Annotated in this window: 26 protein-coding genes and 2 pseudogenes; 7 read left to right on the forward strand and 21 right to left on the reverse strand. The window is 42.3% G+C overall.

What is annotated here, in order from left to right; translation table 11 throughout:
• Positions 1 to 111: 111 nt before the first annotated feature.
• Together K6V48_RS01750 and K6V48_RS01755 are read right to left on the reverse strand one after the other, a co-directional pair.
• Entirely contained in the window at positions 112 to 1,140 is a 1,029-nt protein-coding gene (locus K6V48_RS01750) for an FAD:protein FMN transferase (protein WP_222367484.1), read from the reverse strand.
• Positions 1,127 to 2,071: a DHH family phosphoesterase gene (locus tag K6V48_RS01755; protein ID WP_222367485.1), complete on the reverse strand. Its 945-nt coding sequence runs from the start codon at positions 2,069 to 2,071 to the stop codon at positions 1,127 to 1,129. The genes K6V48_RS01750 and K6V48_RS01755 overlap by 14 nt, the downstream gene beginning before the upstream one ends.
• Before the next feature lie 94 nt (positions 2,072 to 2,165).
• Here K6V48_RS01755 and K6V48_RS01760 point away from each other — a divergent pair, with 94 nt between their 5' ends.
• From K6V48_RS01760 to K6V48_RS01790, 7 genes are all read left to right on the forward strand, one after another.
• Positions 2,166 to 2,627, forward strand: a complete 462-nt coding sequence (locus K6V48_RS01760) for a flavodoxin (protein ID WP_024406055.1) — start codon at positions 2,166 to 2,168, stop codon at positions 2,625 to 2,627.
• 139 nt (positions 2,628 to 2,766) lie between these two features.
• Complete coding sequence (gene rpsN, locus K6V48_RS01765) at positions 2,767 to 3,036, forward strand: 30S ribosomal protein S14 (protein ID WP_002940393.1); 270 nt, start codon at positions 2,767 to 2,769, stop codon at positions 3,034 to 3,036.
• An 81-nt stretch (positions 3,037 to 3,117) separates the two neighbouring features.
• Entirely contained in the window at positions 3,118 to 3,396 is a 279-nt protein-coding gene (locus K6V48_RS01770; RefSeq protein ID WP_024404233.1) for a chorismate mutase, read from the forward strand.
• The gene (locus tag K6V48_RS01775; RefSeq protein ID WP_222367491.1) at positions 3,386 to 4,570 is read left to right on the forward strand and encodes a chloride channel protein; all 1,185 of its coding nucleotides are present in this window, start codon (positions 3,386 to 3,388) and stop codon (positions 4,568 to 4,570) included. The genes K6V48_RS01770 and K6V48_RS01775 overlap by 11 nt, the downstream gene beginning before the upstream one ends.
• A gap of 634 nt (positions 4,571 to 5,204) precedes the next feature.
• A complete protein-coding gene (locus K6V48_RS01780) occupies positions 5,205 to 5,393 on the forward strand; it encodes a hypothetical protein (protein WP_024404573.1) in 189 nt (62 codons plus the stop codon).
• A gap of 153 nt (positions 5,394 to 5,546) precedes the next feature.
• Positions 5,547 to 5,882: a hypothetical protein gene (locus tag K6V48_RS01785; RefSeq protein ID WP_222367495.1), complete on the forward strand. Its 336-nt coding sequence runs from the start codon at positions 5,547 to 5,549 to the stop codon at positions 5,880 to 5,882.
• Positions 5,883 to 5,886: 4 nt separating this feature from the next.
• Positions 5,887 to 6,660 carry a recombinase family protein gene (locus K6V48_RS01790; protein WP_222367497.1) on the forward strand — a complete coding sequence of 258 codons (774 nt, stop codon included), beginning with the start codon at positions 5,887 to 5,889 and terminating at the stop codon, positions 6,658 to 6,660.
• 189 nt (positions 6,661 to 6,849) lie between these two features.
• On the opposite strand, the pseudogene K6V48_RS01795 reads toward K6V48_RS01790, so the two are convergent.
• The 19 genes and pseudogenes from K6V48_RS01795 to K6V48_RS01885 form a co-directional block, all read right to left on the reverse strand.
• Positions 6,850 to 7,566 (reverse strand): annotated as a pseudogene (locus K6V48_RS01795) (CHAP domain-containing protein); the annotation flags it as partial.
• 11 nt (positions 7,567 to 7,577) lie between these two features.
• Positions 7,578 to 7,915, reverse strand: a pseudogene (locus tag K6V48_RS01800) (phage holin).
• An 11-nt stretch (positions 7,916 to 7,926) separates the two neighbouring features.
• The gene (locus tag K6V48_RS01805; RefSeq protein WP_172068657.1) at positions 7,927 to 8,262 is read right to left on the reverse strand and encodes a hypothetical protein; all 336 of its coding nucleotides are present in this window, start codon (positions 8,260 to 8,262) and stop codon (positions 7,927 to 7,929) included.
• 11 nt (positions 8,263 to 8,273) lie between these two features.
• Positions 8,274 to 9,902 (reverse strand): hypothetical protein, encoded by a 1,629-nt coding sequence (locus tag K6V48_RS01810; RefSeq protein ID WP_222367742.1) that lies wholly within the window; start codon positions 9,900 to 9,902, stop codon positions 8,274 to 8,276.
• A gap of 3 nt (positions 9,903 to 9,905) precedes the next feature.
• Positions 9,906 to 11,255, reverse strand: a complete 1,350-nt coding sequence (locus K6V48_RS01815) for a phage tail protein (RefSeq protein ID WP_222367501.1) — start codon at positions 11,253 to 11,255, stop codon at positions 9,906 to 9,908.
• Positions 11,255 to 11,974 carry a phage tail protein gene (locus K6V48_RS01820; protein ID WP_261311017.1) on the reverse strand — a complete coding sequence of 240 codons (720 nt, stop codon included), beginning with the start codon at positions 11,972 to 11,974 and terminating at the stop codon, positions 11,255 to 11,257. The genes K6V48_RS01815 and K6V48_RS01820 overlap by 1 nt, the downstream gene beginning before the upstream one ends.
• A complete protein-coding gene (locus K6V48_RS01825; protein ID WP_222367507.1) occupies positions 11,967 to 14,774 on the reverse strand; it encodes a phage tail tape measure protein in 2,808 nt (935 codons plus the stop codon). Before K6V48_RS01825 ends, K6V48_RS01820 begins: the two co-directional genes overlap by 8 nt.
• A 275-nt stretch (positions 14,775 to 15,049) precedes the next feature.
• Complete coding sequence (locus tag K6V48_RS01830) at positions 15,050 to 15,469, reverse strand: hypothetical protein (protein ID WP_222367509.1); 420 nt, start codon at positions 15,467 to 15,469, stop codon at positions 15,050 to 15,052.
• Complete coding sequence (locus K6V48_RS01835; protein WP_222367511.1) at positions 15,469 to 16,074, reverse strand: major tail protein; 606 nt, start codon at positions 16,072 to 16,074, stop codon at positions 15,469 to 15,471. The genes K6V48_RS01830 and K6V48_RS01835 overlap by 1 nt, the downstream gene beginning before the upstream one ends.
• Positions 16,075 to 16,087: 13 nt before the next feature.
• On the reverse strand, positions 16,088 to 16,411 hold the full coding sequence (locus K6V48_RS01840) for a hypothetical protein (protein ID WP_222367513.1): 324 nt from the start codon (positions 16,409 to 16,411) through the stop codon (positions 16,088 to 16,090).
• Entirely contained in the window at positions 16,408 to 16,761 is a 354-nt protein-coding gene (locus K6V48_RS01845; RefSeq protein ID WP_222367515.1) for an HK97 gp10 family phage protein, read from the reverse strand. Before K6V48_RS01845 ends, K6V48_RS01840 begins: the two co-directional genes overlap by 4 nt.
• Positions 16,742 to 17,059, reverse strand: a complete 318-nt coding sequence (locus tag K6V48_RS01850) for a phage head-tail adapter protein (RefSeq protein ID WP_222367517.1) — start codon at positions 17,057 to 17,059, stop codon at positions 16,742 to 16,744. The genes K6V48_RS01845 and K6V48_RS01850 overlap by 20 nt, the downstream gene beginning before the upstream one ends.
• Complete coding sequence (locus K6V48_RS01855) at positions 17,056 to 17,334, reverse strand: hypothetical protein (RefSeq protein WP_023370505.1); 279 nt, start codon at positions 17,332 to 17,334, stop codon at positions 17,056 to 17,058. Before K6V48_RS01855 ends, K6V48_RS01850 begins: the two co-directional genes overlap by 4 nt.
• A gap of 3 nt (positions 17,335 to 17,337) precedes the next feature.
• Positions 17,338 to 17,703 carry a hypothetical protein gene (locus K6V48_RS01860; RefSeq protein WP_222367519.1) on the reverse strand — a complete coding sequence of 122 codons (366 nt, stop codon included), beginning with the start codon at positions 17,701 to 17,703 and terminating at the stop codon, positions 17,338 to 17,340.
• A 15-nt stretch (positions 17,704 to 17,718) separates the two neighbouring features.
• A complete protein-coding gene (locus tag K6V48_RS01865; protein WP_222367520.1) occupies positions 17,719 to 19,128 on the reverse strand; it encodes a phage major capsid protein in 1,410 nt (469 codons plus the stop codon).
• Positions 19,094 to 19,699 carry an HK97 family phage prohead protease gene (locus K6V48_RS01870; protein ID WP_222367531.1) on the reverse strand — a complete coding sequence of 202 codons (606 nt, stop codon included), beginning with the start codon at positions 19,697 to 19,699 and terminating at the stop codon, positions 19,094 to 19,096. The genes K6V48_RS01865 and K6V48_RS01870 overlap by 35 nt, the downstream gene beginning before the upstream one ends.
• The gene (locus tag K6V48_RS01875; RefSeq protein ID WP_222367533.1) at positions 19,692 to 20,891 is read right to left on the reverse strand and encodes a phage portal protein; all 1,200 of its coding nucleotides are present in this window, start codon (positions 20,889 to 20,891) and stop codon (positions 19,692 to 19,694) included. The genes K6V48_RS01870 and K6V48_RS01875 overlap by 8 nt, the downstream gene beginning before the upstream one ends.
• Positions 20,888 to 22,624, reverse strand: a complete 1,737-nt coding sequence (locus K6V48_RS01880) for a terminase large subunit (RefSeq protein ID WP_222367536.1) — start codon at positions 22,622 to 22,624, stop codon at positions 20,888 to 20,890. The genes K6V48_RS01875 and K6V48_RS01880 overlap by 4 nt, the downstream gene beginning before the upstream one ends.
• Positions 22,621 to 22,983, reverse strand: a complete 363-nt coding sequence (locus K6V48_RS01885; RefSeq protein ID WP_222367538.1) for a P27 family phage terminase small subunit — start codon at positions 22,981 to 22,983, stop codon at positions 22,621 to 22,623. Before K6V48_RS01885 ends, K6V48_RS01880 begins: the two co-directional genes overlap by 4 nt.
• Positions 22,984 to 22,989 lie beyond the last annotated feature (6 nt).

Raw genomic sequence — 22,989 nt, forward strand, 5'->3', positions numbered from 1 at the left:
TCCTTTCTGCCATGGTCTCTTTTTCGAGCCATAGATTATAACCATTTAAGTTTACCAAAAGTTTGTTCTTATGGCAAGTCTTTTTACCTATTTTTTTAATATTTTTTCAAGTTATAGTACAGAAGCACCCGAAGCTACATCAGAAGTGACCCTTGTCCCAAATCCCCCTCTTGAAGGACTGCCCAAGCTATCAGAAATTCTTTCTTTACCAGCAAGAACTTTCTCAGAAAGTCCTGAGGTCACTAGAATCCTACCATCCAGCCCAATCAGAACCGCTTCGATACCATCAGTTTCTTCTACCATCGTATAAATCCGAGTTATTTCTTGACCAAACAGTCGAGTCGTCCAAATCTCACCGTCAACAGATTGTTTGGACACAATGGTCAAACTAGCCAGCTGCGACTCGATTGGATAGCCAGTCTCAGGACTCAAAATATGATGATAGGTCTTTCCATTCACGGTAAGGGTTCTTTCGTAAATACCAGAGGTAACTACTGATTCTTCACCTATTTTGAGGACGAGGGCATTTTCACCACGTGGCTTCTGAGGATCCTGTATACCAATTCGCCAATAGCCATCTGCATTGTGAGGAGCTTGACCAAAGGTCAGGACATTGCCACCCAGGTTAATCAATCCAGTTTTCACACCTATTCTTTTCAAGAAGTCGACAATCTTATCTGCTACATATCCTTTAGCAAGAGCACCCAAATCAATCGCCATGCCTTCTTTTCTCAGATAGACTGTTTGCTCTTGGTCATCTAATTCAATGTCCCTTGGATTGATGAGTTGGAGTTTTTCCCTGATCATTTCTTGGGTTGGAAGTGTGGCATCGTTAAATCCAATCCGCCAGCTTTGCACAAGGGGACCAATGGTAATATTCAAAAAAGATCCCTGAGCCAGACTGTGTTCTTTGCCCAATGTAATCAATTCATACAGGTCATCGGCAACAGGAACCGCCTGAACACCTGCATTGAGGTTAACCTCCATCAATTCAGAGGTCAAGTCATTGGCAGAAAACCGATCCTTGTAGAGATAGAGAAGCTCTTCTACCTGATCCAAAATCGGTTCTGCCTGAGGATGCCATATTCTGGTTTCAATGATGGTTCCCATAAGACGAAGTGAGCGACTACTTGCTTGCATTCCTCACTACCTCTTGGATTTCTTGGTATATTTGCTCATTTTCGGAGAGTGAATAAGAGTTAGCACCACTTGCTAGTGGGTGGCCACCGCCATCGTGGCGTTTAGCAACCTCGTTAATTGGAAGATACTTGCTGCGTAAGCGAACCCTGTAATTTCCGTCAGTTTGTTCCACAAAAATCCCCCAAGATTGAACGATTCCAATCCGTCCTGGAGCCCCGACGATAAAGGAAGTGTCCGCATCGGTCACCCCGTATTTTTTGAGAATATCTTGTGTCAAAATAACACGTGCCGCACCATGTTCATCCACTTCCAAGTTGTCGTAGACGTAACCTGTCAACTTGGCAATCTTGAAATCAATGGTATCCATCTGGCGAGACATCCTTGCAAAGTCAAAATCTTCTTGGCGGAGACGAGCAACAATCTCAAAGGTTCGCGAGCTGGTTGCTGGATAGAGAAAGCGGCCTGTATCGCCCACAATTCCTGCATAGAGTAGACGAGCAGTTTCCCCATCCAATTCCAACTGACTTTGGATGGCTAGTTCCGTAATCATTTCACTGCATGAGCTGGCTTCCGTATTGACCCAGAGCAGGTCGCCATAAGGCTCATCATTGGGGTGATGATCGATTTTAATCAAGAAATCTCCTTGAGTATAACGGTCGTCATCCACACGCGCCGTATTGGCAGTGTCTGTCACGATAACCAAGGCTCCTTGATAATCTTGGTCTGCAACTACGTCCATTCCTGCCATCCAAGCAAGATTTGGTTCCTCAAAACCGGTTACCTTGATGGTTTTTTCAGGAAAATTCTTCTGCAAGAGTTTCTGCAAGCCAACTTGACTACCAATGGCATCCGGATCTGGTCGTTTATGTCGGTGAATAATAATCGTGTCGTATTCGTGAATTTTTTCAATAATTTTACTGTAAATTGTCATAGCAACTCCTTTTCATCATTTTAGCATAAACTTCCCCTTTTGAAAATGATGGGAGTGTGGTATAATGGGATTACTATGTAATTTGGAGGAAATTATGGCACTAGCAAAAATAGTTTACGCTAGTATGACTGGTAACACAGAAGAAATTGCTGACATCGTCGCCAGTAAGCTAGAAGAGTTGGGCGTTGAAGTACAGGTACATGAATGTACGACTATTGAAACAGAAGAAATCTTGGATGCGGATCTTATCGTGGTAGCCAGCTACACCTATTCATACGGTGGAGATGGTGAACTTCCAGATGAAATTGTTGATTTCTATGCTGACTTAGCTGACTTAGATTTGACTGGTAAAGTGTACGGTGTGTGTGGATCTGGTGATACCTTCTATGATGACTTCTGTAGTGCAGTAGATGACTTCGATGTCATGTTGGGTTCACGTGGTGCAACTAAGGGTGCCGAAAATGTTAAGGTAGATCTTGCCGCCGAAGATGAGGATATTGTTAACCTTGAGCAATTCGCGACAGACCTTGTTGCAAAATTAGATACTTTGAATTAATTGACAAACAGACTGGCTTATCAATAGGTCTAGTCTGTTTTCTTTTAGCCAATTATTAAGATTGTACACCTATTGTTTGCAATCTTTATTTTTTTGATATATAATTAACTGGTTAAGTTTTTAAAAAAAGGAGAATTTTATGGCTAAAAAATCAAAAATGGCACGCTATCAGAGGCAATTGGAATTAATCGAACGTTACGCAGATTTGCGAAAAAGTCTCAAAGAAAAAGGTGACTACCAAGCACTCAGAAAATTGCCTCGCGACTCAAATCCAAATCGGCTGAAATACAGAGACCGGACAGATGGCCGTCCGCATGCTTATATGCGAAAATTCGGTGTGAGTCGAATTACTTTCCGTGAATTAGCTCATCTTGGTCAACTCCCTGGGGTTAAAAAAGCAAGTTGGTAAAGATTCTTAACAAGGCTGGTTTTCCGCCTTGTTTTTTGCTATACTAAAAACCAACTGAAACAATCTCTGGAGGAGTTAATTATGGATTTAGACATGATTCGTTCACAAATTAATCAGCTTGATGAGGAACTTGTTGCACTATTGGAAAAACGAATGGAACTTGTTGATCAAGTCGCAGCCTATAAACGAGCAACAGGTAAGCCTGTTTTGGATACCAGCCGAGAAAAAGCTATCCTTGAAAGAGTTGGAAAATTAGTTCAAAAGGATGATTACCGCTCTGCCATTCAAGCAACCTTTAGTGATATGATGGCCCAATCAAGAGCCTATCAATCTTCCAAGCTAGCGAATCATGAGGAATAAGATGAAACAAGCCATCCAACTCCTTTTCTTTTCCAGCTTAATTGGAGTCGGTGCAGGAATTATCACCACACTTTTTGGAAAAATTCTACTAGGAGTTGGAGACTTACGATCTGAATATTTTACTTTTCTAATGCCCTTTTTACCACTTGCAGGTGTGTTGATTGTTTTCATTTATCAAAAATGGGGGAGGGAAGTCCAAGCAGGTATGGGCTTAGTCTTCAAAGCTGGACAAGGTGAGAATGTGCAAATTTCTCCAGTTCTCATTCCGCTCATCATCTCTACAACTTGGCTCAGTCATCTTTTTGGCGCTTCCGTTGGTCGCGAGGGGGTAGCTGTTCAACTTGGTGCCAGTCTCTCGCATTGGTTACAAAAACATGGTTTCACACACTTGCCCAAAGACATGATAACAAAGATTGGTATGGCCGCAGGTTTTGCTGGGCTATTTCAAACACCATTGGCTGCTAGTTTCTTTGCCATTGAGGTTTTAGTCGTTGGCCAATATTCTTGGACAAGTCTTCCCTATTGTCTAGTTGCCGCTTTCACGGCTTCTACTACTTCCCATTTACTGGGATTGGAGAAATTTTCGCATGCCATCGCGACTACCTCATTCCATTTTACAGATAGTTTTAAATGGCTTCTGATTGCCATCTGCTTTGGATTTGTCGGTAATTTATTTGCTTGGTTTCTGGCGCAAGCAAAAAGCATCTCAACTCGATGGCTTCCAAATCCTTACATTAAAATAGCTATCATGGGAGTTGGACTGACCGTTCTACTATTTTTCTTCCATCAAGGTCGTTACACTGGTCTAGGAACCAACTTGATTGATGCCAGTTTAGCTGGGGAACAGGTGTTTGCTTACGATTGGCTACTAAAACTCCTACTAACCTGTCTTTGTTTGGCTGCAGGTTTTCAAGGAGGCGAAGTTACTCCACTCTTTGCAATTGGAGCAAGTTCTGGGGCTGTTTTAGCAGGATTACTAGGTCTACCAACTGAACTTGTTGCAGCCCTTGGGTATTGTGCCGTATTTGGAACAGCCACCAACACCTTACTGGCTCCTCTCTTCATTAGTTATGAAGTATTCGGTGCTAATATCCTGCCCTATGCTATTCCTGTACTTGCCATAGCTTATCTTATAAACAGAAAACAGACTATTTATGGAGCGCAGGTGAGATGAAAGTATTGGATTCATAATTTGCCCCTTTCTTGCCCCTCAGTCACATTTTAGCCAAACCAAAACCCTTGAAAATATTAATATTTCAAGGGTTTTCGTTATTTTCTATATCTCCCCTGCAGGAAATATTGTGGTAATTTTGGGAAAAATTGGAAATAAAAAATGGCTTAAATACGCAATTTAAACAATCTTGTTTTTTACTTTTTTCTAACATTTTTGGGACATTTTGGACAAATTTTGGACAAGAGCTTTTTTTTAACAAATTTTAAAAAAGTGCACAAAAATAGTTGACTTTATCCAACTTAAGTTGTATAATAAATACATAAGGTTAAGGAGGAACCTTATGATAAGAAATCTAAAAGAAAGGAGCTTGTATGACAAGTTGGATGAGAAAACCACTCAAGATAAAGATGAGTAAGCTGGTCATCAAACTAAACTTATTCTTCCTAATCCTTGAGTGGCAAATCGAAATCGGGGAGTAACCCTCCCCGCCCCTTCAGGGGTCAATATCATCATACCATAGATAACTATGAAAGTAAATTTTAACATCAGAAAATCTACAAAGAAAGAAAAAATCGAATTTGTTATTGGACTTATCGTCTTGTTGGCAATTATTTGGTTAGTAGCGAGATAAAAAATGAAAATTGACATAAACGATATAAAATGGCTATTGGACAATGCCACATCCTATGCGATCAGCAAAAACTGTGGCTTGTCAAATCAAGCCGTTGACAAATACAAACATGGTCAAGCCGATGTGATGAACATGAAACTCAAACATGGACTAGCCATGACAAAATATGCTCAGGAATTAAAAGAAAAATAAAAACACCTTACAACCACTCAAACGCCAATCCGATTGGTTGAAAGGCGGACGCACTTACTAAACAGCAAGTACCACATGATTGTATCATAAAGTACTTGTTGTCGCAACAGGTACTTTTTAAGTACCCTCAAAATAGAAAAAGAGGAAAAAATCATGAAAACAATCAAAATTCAAACAATCGCATTTTTTGCAATCCAAAACCAAAAATGTTTTGATCTAATCAACGGATTATTAGCTAGTACCTCGTCAGAAAAAGACGAACATATCTTAAAATCTAACGATGTACCTGCTAAGGTTGTAAATATCTTAAAAGAGGATGGATACCACATTGGTTTTAGCAACACTACCCTAAAATGTTTTGAAAGAAATGTCTTAGTATCGCTCTCTGTCGAATACCGTCATGCACGTCGCTTGACATTAATGGGGGGCAAAAAAGAAGATTTTGCTAGCTGGAATAATAATCGTGCAAAAGCAGGGCTAGGCCTATAAAATTATGAGAGCTGCAATCTATACAAGAGTGAGTACCTTTGATCAGGTCAACGGGTACTCACTCGATATGCAGGAGTTTTTGGCGATAGATTATTGTCAAAAAAACGGTGTAGATGAGTATAAGATTTATCGCGATGAGGTGACTGGTGCTAAATTTGACAGGCCACAACTACAGCGTCTGTTGGCCGATATACAAAATAAACAAATTGACATTGTTATTATACACAAGTTGGATCGCCTAAGTCGTAGCTTAAAAGATACTTTTACTATAATTGATGATTATCTTATTAAATATAATGTTGGTTTAATCAGTCTAACGGAAAATATTGATAGCTCTACACCCAGTGGAAAGTGGATGATTGGAAATCTCGCCCTCTATGCCCAATATGAGCGAGACGTCATCAGGGAACGCATGATAATGGGCAAATACGGCAGAGCCATGACAGGTAAAGCTATGTCTTGGGCTCCAGGATATACTCCACTTGGATATGACTATAAGGATGGTTTGTACATCGCCAACAATGACAAAAAAATAGTCACAGAAATTTTTACTGAGCTATATGATGGGACTAAGCCAAAGACATTAGCTAAAAAATTAACTTACAAAGGGACTCTAAACAAAAAATGGTACCACACATCAATCAAATACATCGCTCGAAACCCCGTCTATATTGGTAAAATCAAGTGGAGAGGGAAAGAGTTTGAGGGCAATCATCAACCGCTGATTGCAAAAGACTTTTTTCAAGCAGTCCAGGAAATCCTTGACGATTATAAATAATGTTGATATAATTATGGCATCAACATCCGTTGCGGATTGTAAAGTAAGGGTACTTCGTACCAAAAAGACTCTCATAGGCATGAGAGTCTTTTTGTGTCTGCAAAAACGGCAATTTTGCAAAATGTCCGATACAGAGGCAATCGCAATTTTGAGCAACAAAAAAAGCCCAGCAAAAGCTGGGCTGAAAATCTATTTTATTGTTCCCCACAGGCTGATTCTGTTGCCTGCGCTATCCGTTTGACCTATCGCCACATAATTACGATAGCCAGAACTACCGATATAGCTAATCCATCGGTATCCGTTAGCAGAACCCTTGCTGTCATATTTGACAGATTGCCCAGGTTCATAAACTGCTACGATTTCGCCGTTTAAATTCGGTGCTCTTCGCACATTGATCGGGCTATCACCTACCGTAAATGTACCGGTCTCTGGAATCAAATCAATCTCGTTTGCAGTCGGTTGGGCGATTGGGGTATTGCCTCCAGCTGAGTACGGTGGGCGGAACCATCCTACCACGTTTGAAAAACCACGCTCGTTAAAACGGGCAGGGCCTCCAACCTCTAAAGCGTCCCAGTTGCCGTCAATGTTTTGCTCGACGGTTTGCATGGTATATCCGTCGCTATCGGCTATCACGATACCAGTATGCCCGTAATTGACACCTCCAAAAACAGCGTTAGATACAAAGAAATCGCCTGCTTGAGGATTGGCATCGGTAGGCATGTAATGTACTTCCCAACCAGCAGATGCTGCCGAATTGAGCAAGTCAATAGCATTGCCCCACAAATCAATGCCAAACCAATGCTTAGCTGTATAGCTCGGGACATCCGCACATTGTGTACCAAACATACCGTCCTTGTCAACACCCATGCCAGAGTTAGCTAGGTTAATAAAAAATTGTACTACTTCATTTACTGTTGTCATTTGTCAGTCTCCTTCCACGCATCGTTCATTTGCTTAACTGCGCTTTCGATAAACGTTTCTAGTTGTGTCTCGGTCATGTAGATATTGTATTTTCAAGCTGGCTAGTGATTCGTCGCTTGGCCATGTCTAGCTTATCAACATGATGCTCTTGGTCTAGCTTAGTAATCTGTTCAACCGCATTTACAGCGTTCCGTGCCAAAATCTCAGTGATTTCAACGGCACGCTTACCGCCTCTGGTTAACAGATATTTTTTGACCTCGTGGACAATCATTCCACCGATAATAGTTAAAATACCTGCTGCAGAGCTAACAATTATTCCTGTGATTTGATTCATCTTTTTTCCTCCTACGGCATCATCTGCCTATCTCGTATAGTATCCTCTAGCCCTTCGACTTTTTCATTGAGAGCCGAAATGTCGCGACGTGTTTCGCTAGATAAATTATTTACCGCTTCCGTCAATCTGGCCATCTGCGTCTGATTTTCTCTAGCTATCTCAGTGTTGGCCTTCAAGAGCTCTTTGTTAGTCTCCTGAAAACCTCCCACTAGTTTCTTGTTTGTCCAAGCCTGCGCCACCACAATAAAAATAACGATAATGACCAAGGCGGTCGCTAAAATACCGCTAATCTTGTCAATCGTCCAATCTTGTAGCATGGCTTCCCGGACGATATCCTGTCCTGGCAAATGCGTACCTCCTATACATCTTGTAGATACAAATGGCTATAGCCTCGGCCATTAGCCCATGTACCGATTTGTAACAACATAGATTTGATTTGGGTATTCCAAGCGTATTCGTGAGTAAAAAATTCTAAACGCTTATTTTTGTTAGCTCCTACCAATCCATCATAATTAGCAAGCTCTACCGATATATCTGTGATAGACTCCAAACGCTTAAACGATTTACAAAGTTTTAGTCTGTTGGTCGAGTCGTACTCAAATCCTCGTAAGGCAAGGTAATTGCGAGTTGTAGAATCAAAATAATAATCGCTACGAGTATCGTCAGCCGCTAAAATACCTGTGATGCCACAGGCAGCATCTCGTAGTGCTAAACAGTTACTTAGACTACCCGTGAAAAAACCAAGTCTAACAACAGTATCGATGCTATCCGTTGTACCAGTCATTTGGTAAATAGCATTAGTAAATGTGTTGTAGCTTTGGACAATCTGACTTGTTTGGTCGCTATCATAACGGCTGCTATCGTCCTGGGCATGAAAGGAAAAACGAAGCCAGCTTGAATTTTCTTGAAATTCCTTGCTAAATTTGGTTAAACCTGCTAAATCGGAAATATTGTAACTTGCTCTGCCAGAGTAAGCGTTGAAACAATTTAGCGTAAATACCATACCAGTGGCGCCATGCACCTCTTTGAGGTCGTTTAGAAATGGATTGTCAAAAATCGACAAGTAATTGTTTTTATTACGCACCAAATCATATAGACATTGCCAGGTGTCGTCAAATGACATGTGCATTGACTTTGTTGCCAAAGTAGCTACGCTTTGAGCGGATAGCGCTTTAATTGTCTCATCGCTGATTTTATCTAATGTAATAGATTTAGCAGCATAATCGACTGCATAATGGATTAGCTCAACACTAAAATAAGTTGCAACGTTGCTCTGAGTTAGGTCAGCATTAGTCGCAAATAATATTGTGTACAGATATCCTTCGGGCAGGTCAAAGCTTCCGCTAGATGTCACACCGGATACTAAATCACCGATTTTATCCCCTGTAGAATTATTAAATTGCACGATAGTAAATCGCGGATTCAGCCCTGCTGCTTGTGATCTATCTACTTTAACAGATACTTTTGTGCCACCTTTCAGGGCATCTCTGACAGTTAAATATCTCGTGCTACCACCAGATACGAGCTCGCTGATTTTGTTCCAACCGCGAGGATTGATAAAGTCGGTAATAGCCTCTGACTTAACCAACGGAAAGACCATGTCTCCCGTCAATATGCCGTTTGATAGTTTGGTAAATTGCTCCCTAACTGCTTTACCTGCGGTATTAAATGACTCACCATTATATGCGACTCGCATATCCGTCAGTTCGCTCGGCACCGTCCCATTCCCAGCATTGGCGATAAGATTGTCAATCTGCCCGCTAACCACGCTAATATCCTGAGCTGTCGTTTTGTCAGCTTGCTCCATTTGGTCAAGCCGCTCAACAAGTGTATTTGCATACCCCCTCGCCTTAGCGACTTCCATGTTAGCATTGCCATTGGCTGTTGCATCATCATACGCTTGCTGGATTCCGTCGTGAATAGCTTGTCGGACATCTCGACCGAAGACGGCTTCTTTGATTACTTTTAAGTGGTTATCAATTCCCATTTATCATTTCCTTTCTAATGCTTCTACTCTGGTCAATAATTCATCCAGATTGATTTCTTTGGTTACAAGCAGGTAGTCTAACTTCTGCTTATCTTGAGCTGACAATAGCTGGCTTGATTGTTCTGAGACCGCTGTGTTGACAGTCTCAATAGCTTCTGCAGTCGAGCTGGCAATAATTCGGACTTCTTCCAGCTGGCTCTGTTGCTCCTTGAGTTGCCTAGTCGTAACTAACTGCTTGGTCCTTCTTCGGACATTATCCAATTGCCACTCTTCAGCAGACTTAAACTTATCGCCAATTGTCAAATTTGAGCGCTCAACACTCACTAGGTCAATCTGCCGTGCAACAACTCTCAGCCGCTCGTCAATAAACATAACGGGATTGATGACCCTGTATGTGTTCCCTTCCTCAAACTCGTCAAAGTTTGGATTGATGTGTGACAAGTTGACTGCTGAGACAGAGTATTGATAAGCTACCGCCTTTTGTGTAGCTAGCTGGCTCTCTCCTGCTTGTTTTAGAGTAGCAGGGTCCTCTATGTCATCGAAGGTGGCAGTCTCCATCTTAATGCCGTACTCAGCAATTAAGTCCGGTCTATCGATGTAATCTTTCCCGTTGTTAACGGATGCAATGCTGACACGCTGATTCGTCTCACTATTTTGCTTGCCATATACAAGCAAGCGAGATACGATGCCTTCAGGGTTGATGTGTTGTTTTAATGACAATAGATTGACAGAGAGCTTGATTTCTGTGTCGCTGTCGACACCAATCTGTTTCTTAAAGTCAAGGTACCTCTTGCCGTTCTCTTTGCGAATCTGTAGTTCCAGTCCATACTCGTTTAGGATGAGGTCTGTCAACGTGGCAAAAGTCGACTTGGCAGGGTCGACATCGGCTTCCATGTGGTCGCCTGTTGCGATCAAGTCTGACAAGTCCCCAGGCAAAAATTCCTTGTAAGATTCCAGATTGTCGTTGTGAAATTGCAGGACCTGCTTTACAAAATCAGATTTCTTCCCACGGTAGATCTGTTGCCGTTGCTTGCTGTCGTTCAAAAAGTCAAGTTCAGACTTGGCATTGTAAGCGAAGGTAAATACTCCACTCTCGGCCATATCGTTTGTAATCGGTGCGATACGGCCATAAAACAACTCTCTACCAGTCTGCATATTGACAACTTGGACCATGGTCTGCAAAGGCTTGATTAGAGCCTTGCAGCCGGCATTATTTGGCAGAAACTGGAAGTCAAACTGGGCAATCTTATTGATCTCAAACTTAATAATGGCCGACAAGAGCTTATTCCCGCCGGCCATTGAATCGTGTATTGGTGTCACGTTGGCACCGTTTATCAAACTAACTGCATACATCAAATCAACTCCTTAAACCATTTGAAAGAAATTCTGCCATTTCCTTCAATGCGAATCTCATTCTCTTTTTCGAGTGTGAAAAAATCATACACACGACTGCCAGGGACTATGCTGAACTGTTGATTTCGCATTATCAAAGTCATGTTGCTAGTTGATGTAATATCTGGCCGTGCCAAGCTGATGCCTGTGTTGACCAATAGAATATCAAGTGAGCCTTTGACTTCAAAAGCAATATCTTGGAATGCGTCAAGCTCAAAATTGAAATCATCCCAGATGTCGCTACCTTCTGCTCTTTCAGAAATCATGAAGGGATAGGCTGTGAATGTGATTTTAAGCACACCATGAGCCCAATCTTCCTCAAAAGCACTATCTCCTTGGACCTCGGCCAAGAAGTAGTATCCAGGTATCGCATCATCATAGAGAGGTGATAAGCCTGTTGTTCCCATCAACCAATTGATTGCATTGGTTTTAGCCATATTCATGGCTTCTTTCGTACCATAAATTGTATTCTTGATTTTGATTTGATAGGTCAAGGTTCTCTGTTCATAGAGCTGGCCGCCATAGACCGTTGAAAAATCATATTTTTCATTGGAGAATGGAATTGGCACCAATACCTTCTTCTTGTTGGGAATGCTGATTGACCGCTCGTTCAGCAAAAGCAGGCCTTCATCTTCAAACGAATGCCTGCCGTTGTATCGAATACCATAGTGTTTAGCCAACTGTCCCACCTCCTTCGATGATTTGAATACGTTGTGCTTGTGCATCTGACACATGCCCTACAATCAATTGAGCGAATGTTTTGCCGTCGATATTTAAAATAATTGGTTGTGGCTGTGGTTGTTCCACATTCACAACAATCTTATCTTTGACAGTTGACATGATATGATCAGCAATCATGCCAAGTGTACTTTCGTTCAGTGGTAGAACAGCTTCTTTACCAGCCTCACCGCCACCCATCAAACCATTACTATTCATGCCGAAAATAGTGGGCTTGGTCAAAATACCACCTTTCGCAAACCATGTAATATCAATAGATGGCAAGGACCCCTTGCCGCCGAACCCCCATGGAGCTTCGCCGCCGCTAATATGGAAGCGTGGTAATTTCGGTCTAGGGAGAGACCACTCAAAGTTGAAGAAACCTTTAATCGCATTGATAGCATTGGAAACAGCGTCCCTAGCACCATTAATGGTGTTCGTAATAGTATCTCTAATAGCATTCCAAACACTGCTTACAGTATTAAAAATGCCAGACATTATACCACTAATTGTGCTCGATATTCCGTTAAATACATTAGAAATAGTATTGGAAATCGAGGTTACTATATTGCTGATGAATGACAATATGCTATTCCAAATTGTAGATACAATGTTGAATATCATGTTGAGAACAAATTGGATATAAGTTACAATAGCCTGCCAAGTTGTCAGAATGTATTGCTGAATAGCTGTGAGAACTGTCTCAATGATGGACTTGATTGCATTGATTAAGCCGTCCACAACACCTCTCATGGTCTCCCATGCGCCAGACCAGTCACCGTTAATCGCCTGCATAACTGCCTTGATGATTCCAAGTACAGTGTTGATTGCTGTCTCTACAATTGTTTTGATAACTGTCCAGACTGTCTCGATGACTAGCTGGATATTAGACCAAGCAGCTTGAATGAGTGGCTGTAGGGCTGTCATGACTGTGCTGATGACAGACATGATAGCATTCCATACAGTTTCTGCAGTAACTTTGATGAGCTCCTGATTCTCTGTCCACCAGGCAACCAATGTGCCCCAGATAGACATAACCAAAGCAGAAATCTGCTGAATAACACTGCTTATTACCGACATAATTGCAGTCCAAATTTCGATTACAGCCGTTCGAAAGGATTCGTTGTTGTTCCACAAATATGTGATAATTGCTATTAGTGCGGCAATTGCTCCTACAATTCCAAGTACTGGAGCTATTATAGGTGCAGCCGCTCCTGCAATTCCGGATAAAAACCCTATCATTGTTGGTAGAGCGGTTACAATACCAACAATTATTGGTAATAGTAGACCAGCAATTGCAACAATGCCACCAAAAGCCACGATCGCAGTCTTTATAGTCCCTGACAAATTCCCAACCCATTGTGCAACGGATTTAAAAATCCTTGCCATACTTTCCAAAACTGGAGCAACTACTTCTGCAATCATGCCACCAATTTCAGACATTGCCTCAGTGCTCATATTTTGTGCAGTCGTAAATTTGTCAATTGGATCAAGTGTAGAGTCAAATGTTTTGCCGACCGTTCCAGCAGCATTCTCAGCTGTATTTGCTAGGTCATCAAAATTAAATGTTCCTCGTTTGATTGCATCAACCATGCGAGGTGCAGCTTTTGAGCCGAACACATCAGAAGCAATGGTTAAGGCTTCTGTCTCGCTAGCAGAGTTTTGAATAGCAGAGATTGTCTCGTTCAATCCTTGCTCAAGTGTCTTTCCGTCTTTAGCGTAGTTGACCGCTGCTTTTGATAGCGAGCCAAGTGCAGCTGACGAGTCAACCCCAGCTTTTTCAAATTTACCGATTAAAGCGACACCTTGGTCAAATTCCAATCCCAAGGCTTTAATCTGAGGTGCCCCGTCAACTGCTTTTGTCATCAAATCATCAACTGAAACACCAGTATTTTGAGCGACGTAGGTAGCACTGTCCAACACATCTGAAAGATAATCAACAGATAGCCCATAGGCTTCTAATGCCTGCTTGGAGGTCTGTGTTGCAGAAGTAACATCAGTCCCATTGATTTCTGCGAACTTGATCATATCCTCAGCAGTGAGTTGAAGAGCGTCCCCAACTAGCCCAAATTGAGTGCTAACTTCACCAACCGCGTTACCTGCTGTTGTGAAGTCAGTAGGAATTGTGGTCGCCAGGTTAGATGCAATGTCTTGCATTTCCTGCAATGATTCACCGCTAGCTCCCGTTTTTGTGACGATGGTATCCATTCCCTCATCAACGGTCCGAAATGCTTCTAATGAGTTTTGCCCAAAATCAATCAGTTGTTGTGATGCATCAGCAATCATCCCAGAGAAGTCATTCAGCAAATCAGCTTTCAAGAGATTGTTTGTCTCTTCCTGTAAGCCTTTCATGGTCTGGGCATTATTTTGGACTGCATCTGCATTCCCAGCCAATGCTTGATTTACATTCTCTAGCTTATTCTCATAGCCTTTCAGTACATTCTGGGTAACTTCAACTTCGCGTTGAAATGCTCGATACTGCTCTTCAGCAATCTTTCCTTCTGCAAATTGCTTCTGGACCTGCTCCTCTGCAGTCTTCAACGTTTCAAGCTTTTCTTTGGCGTTGGAAACCTGCTTGGCCAAGAGTTCCTGCTTCTGCCCAAGCAAGACAACATTGCCTGGGTCAAATTTCAAGGCTTTGTCAATTTCTTTGATTTCCTTGCTGGCATCAGAGGCAGACTTATTGACATTTTTTAAGGCCTTATCTAAGCCGGTTGTGTCGCCACCAATTTCAATATTGATACCCTTAATTTTTCCTGCCATGTGTCCTCCTTTCTTTAAAAATAAAAGTGCTGAGAGAGCGATTCTAGCAACGTTTTCCTTGAGTTAACAAGTACTCCATCGTAGAAATTCTCTCAAAGCACTTTAGAAATTATCAATATCGTCCTGCGTAGCTCTTCTTGTCTTAACTTCGGCCTGTTTATCTGGATCACGAAGATTGACATAGTCTGTTTGGTAGTCAAGAGCCATGCCAAGAGTGATATGTTGTAGTTCCTCAACTGACAGACCGACTTCTTTACAGCAGGATAAATAGGACTCTACTGTGAAAAGCTCATCGCTTGCAGATTCGCTGTCATCGAAGGCTTTTTTGTGGCCATGTTTGCCTCTAACATTTCCATCAATACAGGAGCGACGTCTTGGACAGGGAAGTATTCCAAATCCATGTAAAAATTGTCGTAAGGCTTGACCGTATGGTCTCCCGATTTCACAAAAGTCCAGAACAGTCGATTGAAGAATGTCATATCGAAGTCTTTCAACATGGACATGTCTAGTTGACTGACATCTACTTCTTTCTGCTCCTGCGATAAGGCTACCATTTTCAATAGGGCGTCGCCTTGGAACATATTCATCATGTCCTGGAAATAATCACGGCCAAATTGATTTTTGTAAGCAATTGGCGTGTAGCCATTAGTTACCAATCGAAATTCTTGGTCCCCAATTTGATAAAGTCGTTCCATTAGCTGCCTACCCCTTCTGTCGCTCCAAATGTCACGCCGTCTGCAGGTTTATAGACATTTGTAAACCAGCCGTCGTAAACTTCTTTTTTAGTGTTTGAAGTTGTCTTTGTTTTAACAGCTTTGTCAGACGATCGTGGAACAGATGCAAAAGATAGTTCTGTGGTATTTGGGTCACCTGACTTGGTTTTTGAGCCCTGTTTAGGACGACTAACTGTGCACTTGTAAAGTAAGTGACGAGTAGCATTCTTGTCCCCTTCGATTTGGAACATCATTGCAAAGGCTGCCTGTTCTGCATCCGCAAACTCAGATTGTGTTCCATCTGAAGCTACCTTCTCTCCTAAGATTTCTGTTTGGAAATAATCAGTCATGCGGGCAATCGTCAATGTACCTGTGTATCCCTTATTGGTTGAGCCGCCATAGTAGGTCACGTTGTCTGCTTGGAAGTCAATCGTTTCTCCTTGTGGCTCGATTGTCAACTCAACGGCACCAGGTAGAGCTTGTGGAGTGTCATAGGTCAAATTGCCCATGGCATCCTCTGAGGTGATTTTGGCAATGTGGACTTTCTCCAGACCGTATTCAATTTTGTTTTCTGGTTTTTTAGTCATGTTTTTCTCCTTCTTAAATTAGATTGACATTATAGATGACTTGGTAGAGCCCTTCGGACTCAATGTACATCTCATCGGAAAACTCAAAAAAGAGCTTGTTTTGATTAAACAGGCTCTTTAATGTATCTTCTAATGCTTCATTTTTCTTATCAGTAATCAGTTCTACCGTAACTGATTTGATAGTGTGATACGCTTCATTATCGGCATTGAGGTTATCCTCTCCGTCCTGATAATAGACTGCGTAAGGCGGTTTGGGTTGCTCTCCCTTTTTGAATTGACGGTAACGGCACGGTATTCCCAATACTTTCATGATAGCTGCAAATTCTGATAGTTTCATTGGCCAATTCTCCTGATGCGTTCTTCAAATTCGGCAATAGCTTCTTCTTCCACTGGTGCGATATGGACCTGCGGGCTCGTTCGTCCACCATCACGATTGACATGCCCATTTTCAAGTAAATGGGTCAGGCGATAGTCAGTTCCTCTGACATGTGCCACATAAGTTCCATTCTTCAATCGTTTCTTGGCCCACTTCTTTCTGTAGTTTCCTGTCATCTTTGGGCTACTGACCCTTAACTTGGCTACAGCTTTATCGACAACATCGCTAGCAGCTTCATCAACTTCTTGTTCAACTTCTTCCGACCACTCTTCCAGTGCAGACATGATTTCGCTAGTTAGATCCAGTGCCATTTTTTACTACCTCACAAGTCAATTCGATGATATCCCCATTTTCAAATGTCTTGATGACCTCGTATCTCACTCCTTCAAAATCCACATACACCTGATTGTCATACTCAAAATCGTGGACCTCAAGTACCATGGAAGGATTCATGTTGGCTTGTGATGCAAAATAATACTCTGACCGTGTGAGAGACCGCTTATTGCATGACACCTCAACACCTACTTCTTTGTAGGCTGGCTGTAGCAACTCGTCCAATGTCGGCTCTTCAGAAAGCGAAATTAGGGTGCAATCTTCATTCCATCTCATGACTCTGCCTGCTTCCTATATGTGATTTGATAGTCGTGCAGTTTCTGCTGTAGATAGCGTGGCATGGTTGGCTGGTCTTTGTTGATGTACTGGTAGTAGGTCCAATCGGCAACGAAGGTAACATGGTGAGGTAGATTCAGGTCAATGGCAATGCCCTTGACTTGCTCTAACTCATCAATAGAGCTTTTGATAAGCTCTGTTAGATACTTGTCTCGTTTGTCAGATTTGATACCTTCTTTCATCTTGACCAGTTGCAAGACATTTGAATGTTCCATGGCTTACTCGCTTTCTTTTGATGTTTTTCTACGAGGTTTGCGAGTTGTAACGACTTCCGATGCCAGCTCACTTGCTAACTCGGATACTGATTCAGAAACGCTTTCGCTTACTGATTCGGACACTGACTCAGAAACGCTTTCGCTTACTGATTCGGACACAGATTCAGAAACACTTTCGTTTACTGATTCAGAGTGCAGTCTTTCGATTTCCTCTAAAACAGCTACAAGCGGTTCTTCATTCAAACCGTTCAGGTAGTCTGCTCGGTCTTTGGCCGTCACAAACTCCTCATCTTTTCTCCGAAGGCCAATCGGAGATTGGCTATCGGAAAAAGTTACGAGCGCTTTAACTCTTACATCAACTGCTTTCATGGTTTACCTCCTAGCCTATGTGTTAGCATTGTCTGCAGCGAATGTTACATCTGTTGGTGCTGGGGCAACTGCTCCGTCTTTGCCTGATGCATTGACTGCCACGAAAGCCTCACCAAAAATTGGACGGCCATCATAGCGTGCAATTCCTTTGAAGACAGTATTGTCTTCGATGAATTGAGCATGTTCAGATTGAGCCATGGTTGCTCCCTCACGTTCTGCCAAAATGTAAAGTGACCCAAATCCACCCACAATATGTCCGTCTGGAATGAAATTAAGTTCAACTACATCGCCGCCAATAACAGGCAAGGTATTGTCAAGGCCTGAAGCAATAGCCGCAGCAGAGTTGAAGCTCATTAGCTTAATCTTCAAGGCTTGGTGTGTTTTTCGAGACATAGCCCAGAAGACATTACCGTCTGAGTATTCGGCATCAATGACATTGAGCTTAGTGGCCAATTCCTGATAATATGTGATCGGGTCAGTGATGTTGGCGGGTACTACTGACAAGTGAGTAGTGTGTAGATCAGTCCAGTCTGGTTCATTCTGACCCCAATAACTAGGTTTCTGGATTTCTGCCAAGCGAGTCACAATACCAACAGGCATCTTAGTACCTTTTCCGTAAAGGATGGCTTTATCGAGAGCAAGACCAATGGCTTGAGCAAGACCCAAAAGAATTTCATTAGCAAGGTTAAGGTCGGAGTCTTTCAGGATGGAATTTGGAACAGCAGTAAAGCCACCAACCTTGTAACCGTCCACCTCAACTTGATTGAATTTGAAATCAACTTCATTGAGTTTTCCAATCATCTCCGTCCAGATACCTTCTGGGATTGTACCAGCGATATTCTGACGAGCTTCACCCTTGACCGGTTTAAGCCAAACTTTTGTGACCAATTTTGAATATTGGTCCATGTTGTTGCGAAGCAACTCCAAGAACACTTCTGGAATGGTCAATTCTGAACCATTGACAGCACGTTTTTCTTGGATAAGGCTGCGTGTGTTTTCAAGGAATGACTTGACCTCGCTGCGTTCTACCAATTCAGCCATAGCAGCGCGAGTCAATCCACCAAAATATTTGTTTCGTGTCATAGTTGAGAGTTCTCCTTTTTGTTTGTTTCGGTTTTCAGGTTCAGCAGCAGGTTCTTCTTTGGGTTCATCTTTAGGTTCCTTGCCTTCCAATTCAGCCAATTCTTCTTCAAGTTCGTCAATTTCGGATTGGATAGCATCGACTTTGTCTTGATATTCAGCTTGTTCCTGTGTCAAAGTGTCAATTTCTTCTTCAACCGCCTTGATTTCTTCATCAGAGCGAGCTTCTTCGATGGCTACTTCAAGCTGAGCGCTGCGTTCATCAAAATTATTACCGTCGTTCAGCTCAGTCAAGCTTTCTTTCAAGACCTTAATTTTGCGACGGAGCATGAGTTGTTTTAGCATGGGTTAATTTCTCCTTTAGTTGTTTTTTTCGGACTTCCAAGGTCCGTTCTTTGATGGTGTCCATATCCTGCTTTCTTGCTTGGACACCTGTATCATCATAAGCAGGAAAAGTCACGACTGACACCTCGTGAAGATCCACAGCCCTAATAGTCCACTTAACTGTGCCATCCTCTCGGAATTCGGTATCTTCTTCCAAGATATTGAAACCAAATGAACATTGGTCCACATCACCACGTTGGACACGGGCATACAGGTTCATGGCATCGCTGTCAGCTTCATTGATGACTATACGACACCAGAGACCTTTTTCATCGACACGAAGTGTCAAGGTTTCGGATTTGGTTCTGCCAAGCACTAGCCCCGTATCATGATTGATAAGCGCTCGAACATCATTGTCTAAGGTCTTATCAAATGCAGAGCTAGCGATTTCTTCAAATGCCCCAGGGAACAGTTGTGTTTCTGAATTAAAAACAACGAAGTAGCCTTCAATGACTTTCTCCCCTTTTTCAACTTCTTCCCGAATAGTCAATTCAGACTTGAGCGAGCGAGTTAGTAAGCTAGTTCTATTCACTTGTTTCTCCTTTCTCTAGTTTTTTCTGGTCGCCAATCTTATCAGCAGGGATGAAGTTTTCAAGGATGACCAACTGGTCCAGTCCTTCTTTTGGTGGCAAGTTTATCCAATTACGAACTTCGTTCCCTTCCATCAATCCACGAATATAGAGATTTGAGCCAATTTCTGACAAGGCCTTGAGGTCATAAGTCAGTAGACTTCTCCAATTCAAAATAAAATAGTGATGTGGAGAAAGTAGCAACTTGGCTGTCAGTTCCTGCTGGATAATTTCAGCAATGGAGCGAATGCGAGTAGTGACAAAGTTGTCAAACTCTGCCTTATCGAATTTCCCGACACCGACAAAAAAGGCTGGTACTTGTAAGATATTGGCAATGGTTGTCTTATCCACTTCTACGCTGTCCTTGATGGCGATGTCATTCAGGCTTAGTGGCTTGATTTGTTGGACATCTATCATCTCAGCAGGAATAATCCATGGCTTGCCAGCCGTAGAGTTTTTAAGGTACATGTCAAATACCTTGTCACGACCTTCTTCCGAAGCAAGCTCTGCCGTATTGGCATCCGTCTTGACAATCAGAGATGGCATATACTTCCCAGACATGAATTCATTTTTTGTATCCGAAGCCTGCTTGAGATTTTTCAGCAGGTCAGTCATGACAACCCTGTACCCTTGCCCAAGCCAAGGCTTTTCAGGGTGGACATTCATAGCAAAGTGCAGCACCTCATCAGATTCATACACTTCTTGGTAATCATAGACAACTTGATAGTCAAAGCTGGTACCATCAAAGCGTACTTTGGATGGTGGCAAAGGCTTCAAGTCAGCAATCAAGCCATCTTTGTTAATGATTGGGTAGACCACACTGTTCCCATCTCCTTCCAAAAGCATTGACCTGACAATGTTGGCGACCCACTTCTTACGGCTCATCCACTTGTAAGGATTGACATCAATCTTGCGGGATAGCTCATTCTTGAGCCGAATGTCGCCTTTTTCTGTGTTCTCCATCAAGTGGATGGTCATGGATGAAACCATGTCAGCAATCCTATCAACCGCCGTCCGAACTTCTGGACAATCAGCAAGCCGAATATAGCCCTGTGACATGGATTTTTTGAAAAAATCCTCTGACACAAAGACCTGCATAGCAGATGATGGTTCTGACCGAATTTGATTTGTGTTGTTTTTCTTTCGTTTTTTCAATTTCTTCCTCCGTTCAACCAAGCTGAAGCATTGCCTGATTTCTCGCTATCTTCTAGCATTTGACAAGCAGCAAACACCGACGCATCGAATAAGTCAATACGCATAGACTTCTCAACCTTTTCATACTGGATCATGTCATCGACCTTTTCAATCCCACGGACATTCCCGACACAATACTCATATGCATCAGAATGACAATAGTAAAATTTTCCATTGAGGGACTTGATTTCAATTCGTCTGAAGCCTTCTGACTTTTTCCAGAAATACTGCGGAGCATCCACAATCTTGAACTTCGCCTTTTTCATCCCTGAGAAGAACTCACGACCGAACTTCTTATCAAATCCCACACGTTGGATTTTGAAGCCCATATCCCTCATGCTGACAAACCAATTCACGATGTCATCATAGGAAACTGTTGGAGTGTTGGACATAGTCAACCAACCATCTTGCTCCCAACCAAACAATGGAATACCATCATCATTAGCCTTCTGATGTGCAGCAGTAATTGGAAAGAATGCATGAGTGATAACAATGTCCACATCTTCATAAGTTCCGTATAGAGCTGCAGCAGTTAAGTCATGAAGTTTGGACAAGTCTGCACCGCCATACCACTTGATAGGCAACTTAACCAAGTCTTCCAAGGTCCAGTCATAATTCAAGTCAGAATTGATAAAGTCCTGAACATTGAAGTATGCCGTCATTGAGTTTGTGAAGACATTAAGGGTCTTGTTGAAGAATTCATTCCGTGTCTGTGGATCAGCCAAAGCGACTTCTGCATCATGGACAAGTTCTTTGAGCTCGACCGTCACCCCAAGTGATGGATTGGCTTGCTGGATGTAGATTGGATTAGTAAAATCGACTATTTTCCCATCTTTATCGGTATCCGCATCACAGATGAATAAGAAATAGCTGTCGTCTTCAACAGTTCCATCAAGAACCTTGTCACAGTACTTCAAGCGCTGGGCTAAGAAACCGTTTGGCTTATCCCCTGCAGTCGTGATGGCCATAAGCAACTTGTTCCGATAAGCCCGCTGGGCATTTTTCATCAACGTGTACTTCTTGGATGACTTCATGCCATGGATTTCGTCTAGGATGATGATGTTCCCGTTGAATGAGTCCAGGTTATCTTCTTCAGCAGCAAGAGCATTGATATTGAAAGAGCCTTTTGAAAACTCCTTTCGGATAACATGCTCATTGTTGTTATCCTTGATTTTGATGGACTTATCTTTCCAGTACTTGACTGTGTGAGTCAGAAAGTCAAAACTCTCACGAGTTTGCTTCAAAGAGTTGGCTAGGATATACACATTTGAGCCACTTTGGTTATCTAGGATAGCAGCTGTCAAAGCCAGGGCAGATGCAAACGGTGTTTTACCGTTTTTCCGTGGCAACATAAAAAGCGCTTCAGTAAAACGCCTTATTGTTGTATTTTTACGATAAAAACCAAAGAGATTGACGATACAGAATATCTGCCAAGGTTGCAAAATGAAAGGGGCATTTGTTAAGGGCATACCATCCAAGGATTCACCTTTCCGATGTACGACCAAACCCTGAATAAATTTTACTGCAAAGTCAAACTGCTCATTTCTAAAATCAAACTTGTCACTTGCAAGGTCATCGAGAAACCTCTGGCAAGCCTTTATTCTCCTCTTTCCAGCAATTATCTTGCCAGCGACTACATCAGTTGCATAATCCACCGCTATTTCGAAGTTGGGTGAGTTGTTTTTGATCATCATAGCAGATTAGCAATCATGCCTTCCAGACCTCCAGCATCCTTTGGCTTAGGTGGTTCGATTCCGACAGCCTTTGGATTTAAGCCAAGTCTATCCGAATAGGTCACAATATCCTTGCGAAGATTTTCCATGGACTGAACCAAAGGTGTTTTTCTCTCAACAATGGTCCCTCGACCTGTTTCATGCTCTTCTGTGAACTGTGACCCATTAGCCAAGAACTCTTCCCGAGCTTTTTGGTAGTCATAGAGCAAGCCAGAATAGATTTCGATGATGTCATCATAATGCTTTGAGTAGGTCCCCATTTCTTTCATGGACTTCACAATTCTGTTTTTGATTGTGCTTTGTCCTTTAGGCCTTGCCAAAAACTC

This window comes from Streptococcus suis (assembly GCF_019794555.1).
In the GTDB taxonomy this organism is placed as follows: Bacteria; Bacillota; Bacilli; order Lactobacillales; family Streptococcaceae; genus Streptococcus; species Streptococcus suis_AB.

What these genes read in the sequence shown, in the direction of transcription:
- K6V48_RS01750 (WP_222367484.1), bottom strand. Translation starts at nt 1,140, where the DNA reads ATGCAAGCAAGTAGTCGCTCACTTCGTCTTATGGGAACCATCATTGAA.
- K6V48_RS01755 (WP_222367485.1), bottom strand. Translation starts at nt 2,071, where the DNA reads ATGACAATTTACAGTAAAATTATTGAAAAAATTCACGAATACGACACG.
- K6V48_RS01760 (WP_024406055.1), top strand. Translation starts at nt 2,166, where the DNA reads ATGGCACTAGCAAAAATAGTTTACGCTAGTATGACTGGTAACACAGAA.
- rpsN (WP_002940393.1), top strand. Translation starts at nt 2,767, where the DNA reads ATGGCTAAAAAATCAAAAATGGCACGCTATCAGAGGCAATTGGAATTA.
- K6V48_RS01770 (WP_024404233.1), top strand. Translation starts at nt 3,118, where the DNA reads ATGGATTTAGACATGATTCGTTCACAAATTAATCAGCTTGATGAGGAA.
- K6V48_RS01775 (WP_222367491.1), top strand. Translation starts at nt 3,386, where the DNA reads ATGAGGAATAAGATGAAACAAGCCATCCAACTCCTTTTCTTTTCCAGC.
- K6V48_RS01780 (WP_024404573.1), top strand. Translation starts at nt 5,205, where the DNA reads ATGAAAATTGACATAAACGATATAAAATGGCTATTGGACAATGCCACA.
- K6V48_RS01785 (WP_222367495.1), top strand. Translation starts at nt 5,547, where the DNA reads ATGAAAACAATCAAAATTCAAACAATCGCATTTTTTGCAATCCAAAAC.
- K6V48_RS01790 (WP_222367497.1), top strand. Translation starts at nt 5,887, where the DNA reads ATGAGAGCTGCAATCTATACAAGAGTGAGTACCTTTGATCAGGTCAAC.
- K6V48_RS01810 (WP_222367742.1), bottom strand. Translation starts at nt 9,902, where the DNA reads ATGGGAATTGATAACCACTTAAAAGTAATCAAAGAAGCCGTCTTCGGT.
- K6V48_RS01815 (WP_222367501.1), bottom strand. Translation starts at nt 11,255, where the DNA reads ATGTATGCAGTTAGTTTGATAAACGGTGCCAACGTGACACCAATACAC.
- K6V48_RS01825 (WP_222367507.1), bottom strand. Translation starts at nt 14,774, where the DNA reads ATGGCAGGAAAAATTAAGGGTATCAATATTGAAATTGGTGGCGACACA.
- K6V48_RS01830 (WP_222367509.1), bottom strand. Translation starts at nt 15,469, where the DNA reads ATGGAACGACTTTATCAAATTGGGGACCAAGAATTTCGATTGGTAACT.
- K6V48_RS01835 (WP_222367511.1), bottom strand. Translation starts at nt 16,074, where the DNA reads ATGACTAAAAAACCAGAAAACAAAATTGAATACGGTCTGGAGAAAGTC.
- K6V48_RS01840 (WP_222367513.1), bottom strand. Translation starts at nt 16,411, where the DNA reads ATGAAACTATCAGAATTTGCAGCTATCATGAAAGTATTGGGAATACCG.
- K6V48_RS01845 (WP_222367515.1), bottom strand. Translation starts at nt 16,761, where the DNA reads ATGGCACTGGATCTAACTAGCGAAATCATGTCTGCACTGGAAGAGTGG.
- K6V48_RS01850 (WP_222367517.1), bottom strand. Translation starts at nt 17,059, where the DNA reads ATGAGATGGAATGAAGATTGCACCCTAATTTCGCTTTCTGAAGAGCCG.
- K6V48_RS01855 (WP_023370505.1), bottom strand. Translation starts at nt 17,334, where the DNA reads ATGGAACATTCAAATGTCTTGCAACTGGTCAAGATGAAAGAAGGTATC.
- K6V48_RS01860 (WP_222367519.1), bottom strand. Translation starts at nt 17,703, where the DNA reads ATGAAAGCAGTTGATGTAAGAGTTAAAGCGCTCGTAACTTTTTCCGAT.
- K6V48_RS01865 (WP_222367520.1), bottom strand. Translation starts at nt 19,128, where the DNA reads ATGCTAAAACAACTCATGCTCCGTCGCAAAATTAAGGTCTTGAAAGAA.
- K6V48_RS01880 (WP_222367536.1), bottom strand. Translation starts at nt 22,624, where the DNA reads ATGATGATCAAAAACAACTCACCCAACTTCGAAATAGCGGTGGATTAT.